The organism is Psychrobacter sp. VH5 (assembly GCF_050572635.1).
Lineage (GTDB): Bacteria > Pseudomonadota > Gammaproteobacteria > Pseudomonadales > Moraxellaceae > Psychrobacter > Psychrobacter celer.
Genome location: NZ_CP192145.1, coordinates 2565045 through 2579300 on the forward strand (window position 1 = coordinate 2565045; position 14256 = coordinate 2579300).

The window sequence follows — 14256 nt, forward strand, 5'->3', positions numbered from 1 at the left end:
AGGTTTATCATTGCTGATCTCACAGGTTTATCATTGCTGATATAGTCGATTCACTCTAAAAATGACGACCAGTAGGACCATACTTATTTTAAAATAGATTAGCCATACATCAATATCACAGTCGATCTATCAGGGCACTCGCCTACAATTCAAGCCCTCTAAATTAAGGCCCCTAGTATAAGACATTCGCCGTTTGGTTGCCGAGACTTTTGTTTTTTGTTACCAAGTGCGTCTCTAGCGGCTTTTTGCCTTGAATAATGCACGCATCATGACAATAAAGTACAACGTTATCAACAAGGTTGCGGATTAGCTTGAGCCGTTAAGTGCTGACTAAGACAAGCGTGCTGGTCAAAACCATAACAAAGGATACCTGTTACGTAACACAGATTTGATTTAGATTGGCTGAGTCTAACAAAACTTGTGAGATAAAAACGGCCTAGATGGTTTAGCCGCCTTAAACGGTTTGGTTAAAGATTACCCAGCTTATAAAAAACGCGCGCGAAAAAGCACGCACTAAAAAATGGGGTAAAAACCGCAGCGAAGCCTGATAAAGACACTATAAAAACCGAAGCAATAAAGAAAGCGTGTCGTCTATAAAAGCATCGCTTATAAATCGTTTGTAAATAGTTATCGTAAAAACATAGCTTGCAAAAACGCGGTTTATAAAAACCAGCTATCTTTTGCGTCACTATTTTGACCCTCATACACTTTAAAAATAACATAGCGCGACTGGGATGCCGTTTTACATGGCTGGTTTAAATGTAGGTTGCGCTCACTACTTCTTATACATCAGTATTTTTATCCATCACTTTAGCAAATAGGAAACCTATCACCGATGGCAAATGACCACATTGCAATACGCGGCGCCCGCACGCACAACCTAAAAAACATCGATCTGGACATCCCACGCGATAAGTTCGTGGTGATTACTGGTTTATCCGGTTCTGGTAAATCGTCCTTGGCCTTCGACACCCTGTATGCCGAAGGACAACGCCGCTATGTCGAGAGTTTGTCCGCTTATGCGCGTCAGTTCCTCTCGCAGATGGAAAAGCCTGAAGTCGATAGCATCGAAGGCTTGTCACCGGCAATTGCTATTGAGCAAAAATCGACCAACCATAATCCACGCTCAACGGTCGGTACGATTACTGAGATTTATGATTACCTGCGTCTATTATACGCGCGTATCGGTACGCCTTATTGCCCAGAGCATGGCGAACCTATGGTGGCGCAGTCGGTGACCGAGATGGTCGATCAGATCATGGCGCTGCCGACAGATACCAAGCTTATGATACTGGCGCCTGTAATTCGTGAGCGCAAAGGCGAGCATACGGTCCTACTTGAGCAGCTGATCGGACAAGGCTTCGTCCGTGTGCGTGTCGATGGCGATGTCTATGATACCGACGAGCTACCCACGCTCGATAAAAAGAAAAAACACACCATTGAAGTCGTCGTCGATCGTTTTAAAGTTCGCGACGATTTGGGCAACCGCGTCGCCGAAAGTCTCGAGACTGCCCTGCGCTTAGGCCAAGGTCTGGTCACGCTGCACTTTATGGATGGCAACCCAAACGCAGACAGTGCTGACGACCAAGTGATGTCAGCCAAGCACTCCTGCCCTGTCTGTGATCGCGCCGTGCCTGAGCTTGAGCCGCGCATGTTTAGTTTTAACAACCCCTACGGTGCTTGCCCAACTTGTGATGGACTCGGTAAGCGTCAGTATTTCGCTGCTGAAAAATTGATTACTCACCATGAAAAATCGCTTAATCAAGGCGCGATCAATGGTTGGGATAAGCGCCACTCGTACTATTTTGGGCTGCTAACCACCGTTTGTAACCATTTTAATATCGATATGGATATGCCGTGGCAAGACCTGAGCAAAGCGCATCAAGACATCATCATGCAGGGTTCTGGCAAAGAAAAGCTCACCTTTAACTTTACCGATGAGCGCGGGCGCAAGACCAATAAGACGGTACCATTTGAAGGCGTACTACCCTATCTTGAGCGCCGTTATGCTAAGACGCAAAGTAACCTTGTACGTGATGAGCTGGCCAAATATTTGGCTGATACCACCTGTAATGTCTGTGATGGCGCGCGTCTCAATGAAATCTCGCGCAACGTGCGTGTCGATGAGCAGACCATCGCCGATATCGTCAAGCTATCTATCGGTGATGCTGCTGACTATTATAAGACCTTAAAGATCGGCGGTCATAAAGGCGAAGTGGCGGAAAAAATCTTTAAAGAGATTAATGAGCGTTTAAATTTCCTCGTTAGTGTCGGGCTAGATTATTTGACCCTTGCTCGCTCTGCTGAGACGTTATCGGGCGGGGAGGCACAGCGTATCCGTCTTGCCAGCCAAATCGGTGCCGGCCTCATGGGCGTGATGTATGTGCTCGATGAGCCGTCGATCGGTCTGCATCAGCGTGACAACGATCGCCTGCTAAAGACTCTAACGCGGCTGCGTGACTTGGGTAATACGGTACTGGTCGTTGAGCATGACGAAGACGCCATACGTCAAGCCGATCACGTCATCGATATCGGTGTCGGCGCAGGCGTGCATGGCGGTCATATCATCGCTCAAGGTACGATCGATGAGATCATGGCAACCCCAGACTCGCTGACCGGACAATATATGTCGGGCGAAAAACGCATTGAGATACCAAAAGTGCGGCATAAAGCCAAGACTATGGAAGTTGAGACCAAAGGTAAAGCCAAACCAAAGCAGGTGCCAATGACTATCGAGCTCAAAGGCGCCTCAGGCAACAACCTAAAAGACGTCGATCTGAGCTTGCCAGTCGGTGTGATGACCTGTGTCACGGGTGTATCGGGTTCTGGTAAATCAACCTTGATCAACCGCACCTTGATGCCGATTGCAGCGACTCAGTTAAACAATGCGTCTACCCTTATCGCGGATAAGCATGACAGCATCAGCGGGCTTGAGCATTTGGACAAAATGGTCGATATCGATCAAAGCCCAATCGGTCGTACCCCGCGCTCCAATCCTGCGACTTATACTGGCGTCTTCACTCCCGTGCGTGAGATGTTCGCCCAGACACCAGAAGCCCGCGCACGTGGTTATAAAGCTGGGCGCTTTAGCTTCAACGTCAAAGGCGGACGCTGTGAGATGTGCCAAGGCGACGGTCTCATTAAAGTTGAGATGCATTTTTTACCGGATATGTATGTGCCGTGTGACACCTGTGAAGGCAAGCGTTATAACCGCGAGACCTTAGAGATTCACTATAAAGGCAAAACCATCGCTGACGTGCTCGAGATGACGGTAGAGGACGCCACTGAGTTCTTCTCGGCGATTCCAGCGATCTATCGTCGCCTGCAAGCGTTGATGGATGTGGGGCTTAGCTACATTCGCTTGGGTCAGTCTGCACCGACACTATCTGGCGGTGAAGCGCAGCGGGTGAAACTGGCACGCGAGCTTGCCAAACGCGACACGGGACAGACGCTCTATATCTTGGATGAGCCAACCACAGGTTTGCATTTCCATGATATTGATAAGCTACTCAACATCCTGCATGCGCTGCGTGATAAAGGTAATACCATCGTGGTCATCGAGCATAACCTCGATGTCATCAAAACCGCGGATTGGGTGATTGATCTTGGCCCTGAAGGCGGTAAAGGCGGCGGTATGATCATCGCGGAGGGTACGCCAGAAGAGGTCGCAGAAGTCAAAGGCTCACACACGGGTGAGTTTTTAAAGCCAATGCTTGAGCAGGCGATGTCTGAGGCAGGTTAAGTTTTACTTTTATTCGTTATTTAACGGCTGCTCTTTTGAGCTGCCCCCATAAGTTGGATACAACTAACTTATGGGGGCATTTCAGTTTGACTTACCTTTTTTAATGTTATGTACTGATTTATTTATGTTTAATCGTCCGAGTCACTACTCCAGTCGTGGTACCACTCATGGTATTGGTCGGCGCTTTTACAGCAGCTTGATAAACTGGCATCACGTCAGGTAGCAGCCCTTGGATTTTAGCGATACGCTGCCCTGAGTTTGGATGCGTAGACATCAACGTGACTAAGGTGTTGCTGCGACCATTTGCCGCTTCCATTTTTTTCCATACTGCAATGGCAGCTTCTGGATTGTAGCCTGCTTGCGCCATCAAACGTAAGCCACCTGCATCGGCTTGTGACTCTTGACTACGAGAAAACGGCTTATCAATACCAAAGTCACTAATCAAACCCAGCGCCTCATTACTCAGCCCTGTTTCCGCCTGTATCGCAGCACCCCCTAACTGAAGTGCTAGGCTTGTCAGAATTTTTTGCCCAGCATCCTTTTTGCTGTGCTCAGCTAACGCATGGGTCATTTCGTGTCCCATGATTGCCGCGATTTCTGCATCTGTTAACTGTAGCTTCTCTACAATACCGGTATAAAACGCCATTTTACCACCAGGCATTGCCCAAGCGTTTAATTCAGGCGAGCGTATCACAGTGACCTGCCAATCAAAGGGCACCCCTGTTGTGTTAGCGCGCACAGCATAGGGCTTCATACGATGAAAAACCCGATTTACCCGCGCGGCGGTGGCAGAGGTATTGTCTACCGCGCCTTGACTACGAGCGCTAGAAACCACTTGCGAGTAGCTTTTTGCCGCATCGATATTCATGGTAGCAGTATCATATCCTGCAATATCAGCGACCGTGGTGCAGCCTGCTAAAGTAGTAACCGTAGTCAGCAATAGTGCATTTTTTATTTTTTGAAACGTTGTCATCAGACGTCCTATTTAAGAGCCATAACCATTAAAATGTAACCGATATGTAACTAATGTGTCTAAATTGCACAAAGAGATTATCACGGTAAAAAACAAAAGTCTATCAATTTAATAGTCTATTGGTTGGCTATATTAAGATTACACGCTCATCCTAACCGCTAAGTTAGGTTTTTTTTCCTTGCAGCAATGATTTACGCCTTATAATAGTAGCAAATAAGCACAGCAAGTTATGCTATCTTTACCTCTATCCATATCGATATCGCAGCCAATATGCATATTCCTCCAATGACCTCTATCAGCTACGTACAGCAACAGCGCATTACTCGACTCTGCGTGCGCTGCGGCTTACTCCTTATGCAGTATGGCGCTGAGTCTGCCGTGGTGGTGGACTTATCGAAGCGTTTGGGGTTTGCATTGGGAATGAGTAGCGTCGAGTGTTCGCTAAATTTTAATGCGATCACTTTGACGACTATCTGTAATGAGCGTTGTATCACCACCACTCGCGACACCATCAACCAAAGTATCAATGTCAATTTATTGGTGCAAATTCAGCAAATCGTCAATAAAACCGAAGCCGCTATCAATAATAATGATTTGATTGACCGCACAACCCTTGCGTTTGATGAGTTGGATAAAACGGTATATCCGACATGGCTAGTCAGTATATTCGTTGGTGCGTCATGTGCGGCGTTTGCTTATCTAAATGGTGGCAGTTGGTCGATTACCGCCGTAACCTTTATCGCGGGTATGGTGGCAATGTTCACCCGCATCTACTTAGCAAAGCACCACTTCAATCCCTTTATCACCGTCATCGTGACGGCCTTTATCGCCTCTTTGATTGGGGCGACGACCTATTACTTTGATATTGGCAATAACGCCGATATCGCCGTTGCCTCTAGCGTGCTGTTGCTAGTTCCAAGCTTTCCTTTGATTAACTCTTTCTCAGATATCTTAAAAGGCTATGTCAATATCGGTATTGGACGTGCGGTTTTTACTTATATGCTGACCTTATCCGCGTGCGTGGGCATCGTCATGGCGCTGGTGTTACTACGCATACAACACTGGGGGTTTTGATATGTGGTTCATCGAAACCGTGGTGCTGTCATGTATTATCACCCTTGGTTGGACGCTGATGTTCAGCGTGCCCAAACGCTATATTTTGCCGTGTTTGCTGATGACCGCTCTGGGATTCGGACTAAAAACCGCCCTTGTCTATCAGCATATACATTTGGTGGTGGCGAGCTTTTTTGGTGCGATGCTTGCCAGCTTTTTGGGGGTGTACTTTTCTAAAAAACACACCCTACCGCCCAAAGCGTTAATCTCCCCAAGTGTCATCTGTATGATGCCAGGTATCGCCGCTTATAAGGCGATGGTCAGTATGGTGCAGATTGGTTACTTTGGCTTTTCAGACGAGTTATTTAGCCAAATGATGGTGTATTTATTCGAAGCCTTGTTTGTGACCTCAGGATTGGTACTGGGCTTGTCCATTCCTGGGCTATTATTTTATAGACGGCGTGCCATAGTCTAGGCAGGTTTAAGTGGGTTTAAATGAGATTATTATGTGTTAGGCTATTTTTGTTTAAATACTTTTATAAACTGATGCTAGCTGGCACACCCTTATGATAAAAAACTTGTAAGATGGATTATCCATACCCATTACAATAGAGTTCAAAACTGTACCGAAACTTAATGAAGAGACATAACAATGACAAAGCATTACGATTATATTTCTATTGGCGGCGGTAGCGGCGGTATTGCCTCCATTAACCGTGCAGCAAGCTATGGCAAAAAGTGCGCGATTATCGAAGCGGAGGAATTAGGCGGCACTTGCGTCAATTGGGGCTGCGTACCCAAAAAGGTGATGTGGTACGGCGCGCAAGTCGCCGAGGCGATTGAGAAGTACGCGCCAGACTACGGATTCGAGGTTGAGTTAAAGAATTTCGATTTTCAAAAACTCATTCAAAGCCGTCAGCAGTACATCGAGAATATCCATCGCGCTTATGACAATAACTTAGCCAAAAACGGCGTGGAAGTAATCAAAGGCTTTGCTAAATTTGTCGATACCAATACGGTCGAAGTCAATGGCGAGCATATCACTGCTGACCATATTTTGATTGCGACGGGCGGTCATCCTATTTTCCCTGATATTCCAGGCGCAGAGCACGGTATCGATTCTGATGGTTTTTTTAAATTGACTCATTTGCCCAAACGCGTCGCTATCGCAGGCGCAGGTTATATCGCTGTCGAAATCGCAGGCGTGCTGAACAGCTTAGGCGCTGAGGTGCATCTCTATGTCCGCCAGCATTCGCCGCTGCGCTCTTTTGATCACACTATCGTCGAGGCGCTGTTGATAGAGATGGAGCAAGACGGTATTCATTTGCATACCAACACCACCCTTACCGAAGTCAATAAAAACGAAGATGGCAGCTTAGAGCTATGTACTAAAGATGGCACGCTTGATACGGTCGATTGCTTGATTTGGGCGATTGGGCGCGCGCCTTCAACCGACAACATCAACCTACAAGTAACGGGCGTAGAAACCACCGAGTTTGGCAAAATCAAAGTCGATAAATTCCAAAATACCAATGTCGATGGTATTTACGCGGTCGGTGATATTATCGAAAACAGCATTGATCTGACACCAGTTGCCATCGCCGCTGGTAGGCGTCTGTCTGAGCGCTTGTTTAACAACAAGACCAATGAGCATTTGGTTTATGATTTGATACCGACGGTTATATTTACTCATCCCGCTATCGGTACTATTGGTTTATCTGAGATTGACGCGGTGGCGCAGTATGGCAAAGACAATATCAAATGCTACACCTCGACCTTTACCTCGATGTATAGCGCCGTGACTCAGCATCGCCAAAAGTGCGTGATGAAGCTGGTGTGCTTAGGTGAGGAGGAGAAAATCATTGGCCTACATGGCATCGGTTACGGTGTCGATGAGATGCTGCAAGGGTTTGCCGTAGCAGTGAAGATGGGCGCGACCAAAGCAGACTTTGATAATACCGTTGCTATTCATCCAACCGGTGCAGAAGAGTTTGTGACGATGCGTTAGTGGGCGTTAACGAGCGTTAATGGGCGCTAGATGAGCGTTATAGGCGTTAACAAGTGTTATTGCTGTCAGTAGAAGCTGATCAATAAAGAGTAAACATATCGAGTTAAATAACAAAAGGAGTGCCGCTTGGACACTCCTTTTTTTCATCGTTTGTATCTCATACCAACCACTATGGCGTCAATACCCATTCGCCATTGACATCACTGACCTTAAAAGCGCCGTTATCAGTACGACTATTGCCACCGATAGTTTGCGTGACATCAGCGGTACACAGATAAGTGTTGTCACCCTCAGTCTTATCACAGCTGACATTGTCTACGCTCTCAAGCGTTGGCATCATACCTGCCATCATGCCGCTCACAGCTTTTGCCATCTCATCATCGCCCGCTTGCACCATTGCATCGTCCATGATGCTATTGGCCTTGTCATACTGCGCCTGAATCAGCTCTTCTACGTCACTATCAGAGGGGCCGCTCGAGCAAGCGGCAAAAAGCGGTGTCAATACAGCGATGATTGCTAATTTTTTTATACGTCTCATCATATTCTCGTTTCGATTAGGTAGTGCTCAAAGTATACCTAAACACCCTTTAAAACCCAACATAATTTCTTTGTCAATAGCACTGCTTTTTAGGATGAGCCGTTTATTCTTGCTAGTAATTTGCTCTTTTTATGCCTTAGCCTCAAGTGACTTACAGACAGTCCAATCTCCTTGCTGTTATTATGCCAGTATTCTAATAAACGATAAGAGAGTTGCAAGATGGTAGCCGTCTACCTTTATATTTTACCTGTTGGCTTAGGCATTATGACTTTAGCAGCAAGTTTATTGTTCTTGTTTGCATTTTTGATGTCTGATGACCCTGCGACCCGCTTGCCTGCTTTTAACTGGTTCAAGCGCTTAATTATTGTGGCATTTATCTTGCTCAGCATTGGGCTGTTTATGACTTTTGGTCACTTTTGGGGCGCATAAAGTCCGCTGTTATGCGTTAACGATTTTCTCAAGCTCCAATAGCACTAAGTCATCGCGCTTAGGCTCGCCATTATTGCCATCGACAGGAAACGGCATACTATTACCATTTAGCTGATAACCGCGGCGCAGATAGTAGGCTAATAATTCAGGGCGGTGACTTAAGATGGACATAGTAAGACGGGTGGGTTGATTGTTACTTTTTAGATGTCTTTCAGCGAAAGTTTCGGCGGCTTGCAATATCACGTTACCGATGCCCGCTCCTTGCAGCTTTGGATGTACGGCAAACATGCCGATATAAGCTTTGTTGCTATGAGATTTTTTATCTGAACCTGTCTCGACCTTTATATCGACAGCTATGCAGCCCAATAGCTCGCCTATCTCCTTGCCGCCGCGCTCGCCGGTATCGGTCTGTGGATAAACAAAAACATAGTGCTTAGGATTGGCAATGACGCCAGCTAGCTCGTCTGCCGTGGTGCGAATACCGCCCACCAAATCGGCCTCATTGGTCCAGCCTTCATCTTGGCGATAGCAGAGGTTTAAGAGTTGCTCTAAAGCGCTCACATCATTAGCATCCGCTTGCCGTAAAAATACTTTTGCTGCTTTGTCAGCAGTGTCATTATCAGTTTTTTTGTTTTTTGCGGTAACAGTCATTTGGGTACTCTCTCGGGCTAAACATTATTGCTAATAAAAAGGGCTGACCTAATATACTAGGACAGCCTTTATGATAATTATTAACCGCTAATTAGTCTATGGTGATAGCGCATGGGCTTGCTCGATAATATCGAATCCTGCATTGATTTGAGCGCGGGTTGGCGCATGACCACGGCGTAATAATTCGCTAAAAGCAATCAGCTCTTTGTCTCGGCCTAGGGAGCTGGCGGCACTAGCGCGAGTATTCTCTCCTTCGTCATCAAAATAGTACTCGATGTAATCTAAATCGTCAGGCGTACCAAATAAAATGCCTTTATCTGGCGTCGCGGCATGACCACTATAGCGCAGACTCTTGCCATATTGCGCCGTCCAAAAGAAAGGAATACACTCCTCTAGCGAGTGGTCATTGTCTTCATTTAAGATGGCAGTAGCCGTTACCATGCCATGCTGTAAGGCCACGCGCCAATGCTCGATACGCATCCGTCCCATCTGATTGGTAGCTTTGGCAATATCGCCCAGTGCATAGACGCCGTCGCGTAGCTGTAAATGCTCATCAACTTGCACGCCATCGGGGTCATTTACTTCATTTAATATCTCGGTACGTGGTGCCACGCCCGTACCCAAAACCACCATGTCCGCTGCCAGCGTACTGCCGTCTGACAGTGTGACACCGCTGACGTGACTGCCGTCTCCATCGATGCTCTCAACACCTGCACCAAACACAAAGCGCACCCCATTTTCTTCATGCAGTTTGATGAGCGCATTACTCACCGCCTCAGAGACGATATTGCTCATTACCCGCGCGCTACGACCAACGACAGTGATTGAGGCGGCCTCGCCTGCTTGCGATAACGCCGCTGCAGCTTCCATGCCGATAAACCCAGTACCGACGATGACCACTTGCTTATCTTGGCTGGCCTCTTTGATGGCTTTGGCGTCGCTCATGCTACGTAGCGTAAACACGCTTGCAAGATCAGCACCTTTAAACGGTGGTATCTTAGGTTCAGCGCCGGTCGCCACCACCAAAAAGTCTGCGCTTTGTTTTTCATTATCGCCGTTGTTATTTTCGATAATAATAGCGTTTTCATTGGGCAATATTTCGCTGACTCGCTGATTCAGACGCAAGTCGATATTGTTTCTATCAGCCCAATTTGAGCCGCCTAAAATAAGTTTACCCTCATCCATTTGACCTGCTAAAAACGCTTTGGACAACAAAGGGCGATTATAAGGCGCTTTATTGTCGGCACTGATTAGGGTGATTTTGCCGCCATAACCAGTGTGACGTAGCTGATTGGCGGTCATAAAGCCTGCACCGCCGCCGCCGACGATGATGGTATGCGTATCAGCAAGCTGATCGTTATCTGCTCGCTCGTTGATATTGCTAGTCGTATCAACGATTAAGTTGTCGCCTTGCCTAGTCACGCTATAGCGCGTCAAGCCTTTTATCGCAACCGGCTCTATCAGCGAGCCATCAGTACTATCAAAAGTGCCGTGATGCCAAGGACAAATCACGCGATTACCGCAGCGTAGTCCTTCACCTAAGTCCGCGCCTGCATGGGTACATTTACCATCAAAAGCATTAAACTCATCGCCATCGCGGGTGATTAAAATGATACTATCATCGTCTTGTTTGAACGACTTCATACCGCCATCTTTTATACCCTCTGCGCTAATAGTAATTTTGTTATTGTCAGTCATAAGTTATCCTTAACGTTTGCTATTTCATTATTAGGTATTGATCGTTAGTTGCTTCTACTAGGCTGATTGTGAAGCACTACTTTTTTGATATTACAGATAAATAAGTACCATCAAAAATGGCGTCATCTTTAATAGTAGCAAGACCACTTGGCGGCCGATGTTTTTTTGTATATCTAGCGCGTTGCAAATCGTAACTTTTCAGCGGTTAATCCAAAACTCGATAGTTTAAGCGTTAAGCGTTTATGCTACTTTATTCATTGACTTATAAAAAATTCTTACTCACTCTTTTATCACCTATCAAATGACTATTTTATGACTGCTATAGAGAATCAACATCTTGACCTTACCACTGTCGACTTTGCGGCAGTAACCAATCCCGCTGATCTACCTCAGCCTATGACGCCACCTATCAAACAGGCGCTCTATAAAGCTAAGCCTGAAGACTTTGTGGTCAATGAGCGGTTAGAGGTAGACTTCACAGACGCAGGCGAGCATTTATGGCTACATATAGAGAAATCAGGGATTAATACCGCTTATTTAGCTAAATTACTCTCTGAATGGGCGGACATACCTTTGCGCGATGTCGGCTATTCAGGACTTAAAGATCGCCAAGCGCTAACGACGCAGTGGTTTAGTCTACGGCTGCCTAAAAAACAAAAGCCTGATAGCGACTTTGCGCCTGTAGATATCAAGGCGCATGAGACGGTCAAAATTATCGCTGAGCATTGGCATAATAAAAAATTAAATCGCGGTACGCATAACGCCAATCAATTTGTGATTACTCTACGTGATATTGAGTTTGCAAAAGATCAAACGCTGGGCGATAAATCATCCGTAGAGCAGCACTTACAGACCATCAGCAAGACCGGCGTGCCTAACTATTTTGGTCCGCAGCGCTTTGGTTTTGGTGGTAATAATATCCGCGAAGCGCTAAACCTATTTGCCAGACCATTAAAAAGCACTTCATCAGCTAAAAAGAAAAATAAACGTAAAAGTGCCGTACGCGAGCAAAATTCGATGGAGTTATCGGCGGCGCGAAGCCTCATTTTTAATCAGATATTGGCCGCTAGAGTGCAAGACGGCAGCTGGAATACAGGATTAAATGGCGATGTATTTAATCTAAATGGCTCAGGCTCGATATTTGCCAGCAAGCACATGGATGAGACCTTGCAAGCGCGATTGGCCAGCGGTGATATTCATCCAACCGCGGTCATGTGGGGCGCAGGCAATAATAAAGTAGCAGGAGAAGCTGCTGAGTTAGAGAACACAGTCGTACAGCAAGATGCTTTATTGGCGGCCTTAGCAACAGGACTTGAGCAGCGTGAGGTAAAAGCGCAAAGACGAGCACTGCGACTACCAGTTGAGGATTTGAGCTGGCAATGGGCGGATGAGCAAGATGAGGAGCAAACGCTGGTCTTGAGCTTTACCTTAACGACTGGCAGCTTTGCCACCAGTGTATTGGCCAGCATCGTCCAGCATTTACAGTTGGGCTCAGCTTAGATACCACACAGCATCACATGGCGGCTATTTTCGCTGTCGAACATATGATTGGCACTGACTACTTGGTCGCGGCCACGGTCTTTTGCTTCATAGAGCGCCTTGTCCGCTGTACAGATTAAACGCTGGCAAATATCAGGTGGCAAAAGGGTCTGGTACTCTGGCGGTAAGGCGGATCTGTGGTGGCGGGGTTTGCCTGCGGGCGCTGGTTTCAGCGCCGCCTCTAACTGTAGCTGCTCCGTACGGGCTTGTTTCATACACACGCTTTGTTCGTGAGTGAACGTGTATAGCCCCAAACTTGCGGTGACGCTAAACGCCTCATTATCATCGACCTTGATGATGTGCTTGCTGATGTCTTTGCGGAGCTGTTCGGCGATGAGCATCGCCCCATCATGACTCGTGGCTGGCAGGACAATCAAAAACTCTTCGCCGCCATAGCGGCTTACGATGGCCGCATCGGTCAATGCCTGAGTCAGCGTCTGCGCCACTTCAAACAACACCTGATCGCCGACCTCATGGCCATAGGTATCATTGATGTCTTTAAACCAATCCAAATCTAGCAAGATAACGCTAAAGTCCTGCCCGTCTTGTAGCTCTTTTAGCGCCTGCTTCATCTGCGTCAAACCGTATCGACGATTTTTGAGCTGGGTTAGCTCGTCTTGATTGGCATGCTTTAATATCTCGTTTTTGCTGTCATCTAATATCAACAACAACGTACGAAACATATAAACGATAAAGATTGCTTTGGGTAAGGCCAGTAGCACATGGGTTGCGCGCCAAAAAAACGTCGAAGAGCGCTGTAGCTCGCTGATACTCGACCAGTCTAACGTCACCCCCTTAAACACCGAGGTGGCAAGCGTGTTTTCGATCGCCATCAGCTCGTTATACGTCAGATAGTTTTGGCTGTCTAAAAATGGATAAACAAACGTCAGTTGACGCAAGTTGGGCAGATGAATACCGAAGTAAGGCGCCAAGATAGCCAATAAAATCAGAGCAATCTGTAGCAAAAATACACGCCACGCATAGCGGCGCTTGATCAGCATCATCCCAAGCATCGCACCGCCTACCAGCGAGACACCCGCAAACAAACTGCTATAACCGACCATGACGATCACAGTGGCGATATAGAAGGTATAAGGCACTACCAACAGCAGCTGCCATTTATTTAAGTTTTTGTTTTTTATGGCAGTCGTTTGCCGTTTAAGACGCGATAGATGGCGTGCAATACCCCAAAAAAACACACCCATCACCGTAATGCCAAGCCACAGCAGATACAACAGATGAATATAAACATAAGCGCCTAAGGCATCTTGATACCACCAGACAAACGCACACCAAAGCCAGTGTAAAAACACCTCCATTAAGATAAACACTGCCAACAAAGCAGTCCTATCAGCAGCTTGCCATTCAAAGATTGCTTGTGAGAGTCGCTTGTAGCCTAAATGAAGAACCGATACAGACATAGTGTGGCTACCGCAAAAAATGTAAATACACCAGACATAACATGAGTGAAAGCAACCAACAACTACAACTGCTATATAAAATAAGCGTCTATTAAATATAAGCTCAGATAGCTGCGTACTTAAGAGATAAACGTCCTACTCATCGTACAAACGCTGGCCACCACTTAAGTGTGGCAAGATTTTTCTGAGGTTTCAATCTGTTTT

11 protein-coding genes are annotated in these 14256 nt (G+C 46.6%); 6 read left to right on the forward strand and 5 right to left on the reverse strand.

Annotated features, from left to right (window positions below):
- Positions 1–835 precede the first annotated feature (835 nt).
- Positions 836–3742, forward strand: a complete 2907-nt coding sequence (uvrA, locus tag ACNFVB_RS10710; protein ID WP_430737485.1) for an excinuclease ABC subunit UvrA — start codon at positions 836–838, stop codon at positions 3740–3742.
- A gap of 118 nt (positions 3743–3860) precedes the next feature.
- Here the strand turns inward: uvrA and ACNFVB_RS10715 are convergent, their stop codons facing one another.
- Positions 3861–4715, reverse strand: coding sequence for a M48 family metallopeptidase (locus tag ACNFVB_RS10715; RefSeq protein WP_430737486.1), 855 nt, complete (start codon positions 4713–4715; stop codon positions 3861–3863).
- A 285-nt stretch (positions 4716–5000) separates the two neighbouring features.
- On the opposite strand from ACNFVB_RS10715, the gene ACNFVB_RS10720 reads away from it, so the two are divergent.
- The 3 genes from ACNFVB_RS10720 to gorA all read left to right on the forward strand — a co-directional run bounded on the left by ACNFVB_RS10720 (position 5001) and on the right by gorA (position 7776).
- Positions 5001–5789: a threonine/serine ThrE exporter family protein gene (locus ACNFVB_RS10720; RefSeq protein ID WP_430738525.1), complete on the forward strand. Its 789-nt coding sequence runs from the start codon at positions 5001–5003 to the stop codon at positions 5787–5789.
- Between the two features lies 1 nt (position 5790).
- A complete protein-coding gene (locus ACNFVB_RS10725) occupies positions 5791–6243 on the forward strand; it encodes a threonine/serine exporter family protein (RefSeq protein ID WP_430737487.1) in 453 nt (150 codons plus the stop codon).
- Positions 6244–6420: 177 nt separating this feature from the next.
- Complete coding sequence (gene gorA, locus ACNFVB_RS10730; RefSeq protein WP_430737488.1) at positions 6421–7776, forward strand: glutathione-disulfide reductase; 1356 nt, start codon at positions 6421–6423, stop codon at positions 7774–7776.
- A 169-nt stretch (positions 7777–7945) separates the two neighbouring features.
- Here gorA and ACNFVB_RS10735 read toward each other — a convergent pair whose 3' ends face one another.
- Positions 7946–8317, reverse strand: a complete 372-nt coding sequence (locus ACNFVB_RS10735; protein ID WP_430737489.1) for a hypothetical protein — start codon at positions 8315–8317, stop codon at positions 7946–7948.
- A gap of 261 nt (positions 8318–8578) precedes the next feature.
- Between ACNFVB_RS10735 and ACNFVB_RS10740 the strand changes: the two genes are divergently transcribed.
- Complete coding sequence (locus ACNFVB_RS10740; RefSeq protein WP_226941366.1) at positions 8579–8743, forward strand: hypothetical protein; 165 nt, start codon at positions 8579–8581, stop codon at positions 8741–8743.
- 9 nt (positions 8744–8752) lie between these two features.
- On the opposite strand, the gene ACNFVB_RS10745 is transcribed toward ACNFVB_RS10740, so the two are convergent.
- The gene (locus ACNFVB_RS10745; protein ID WP_430737490.1) at positions 8753–9394 is read right to left on the reverse strand and encodes a GNAT family N-acetyltransferase; all 642 of its coding nucleotides are present in this window, start codon (positions 9392–9394) and stop codon (positions 8753–8755) included.
- A gap of 96 nt (positions 9395–9490) precedes the next feature.
- Positions 9491–11092 (reverse strand): FAD-dependent oxidoreductase, encoded by a 1602-nt coding sequence (locus tag ACNFVB_RS10750; protein ID WP_430737491.1) that lies wholly within the window; start codon positions 11090–11092, stop codon positions 9491–9493.
- A 312-nt stretch (positions 11093–11404) separates the two neighbouring features.
- Here ACNFVB_RS10750 and truD point away from each other — a divergent pair, with 312 nt between their 5' ends.
- Positions 11405–12592, forward strand: a complete 1188-nt coding sequence (gene truD / locus ACNFVB_RS10755) for a tRNA pseudouridine(13) synthase TruD (protein WP_430737492.1) — start codon at positions 11405–11407, stop codon at positions 12590–12592.
- Here the strand turns inward: truD and ACNFVB_RS10760 are convergent.
- Positions 12589–14052: a diguanylate cyclase gene (locus ACNFVB_RS10760; protein WP_430737493.1), complete on the reverse strand. Its 1464-nt coding sequence runs from the start codon at positions 14050–14052 to the stop codon at positions 12589–12591. The genes truD and ACNFVB_RS10760 overlap by 4 nt on opposite strands.
- Between the last annotated feature and the right edge of the window lie 204 nt (positions 14053–14256).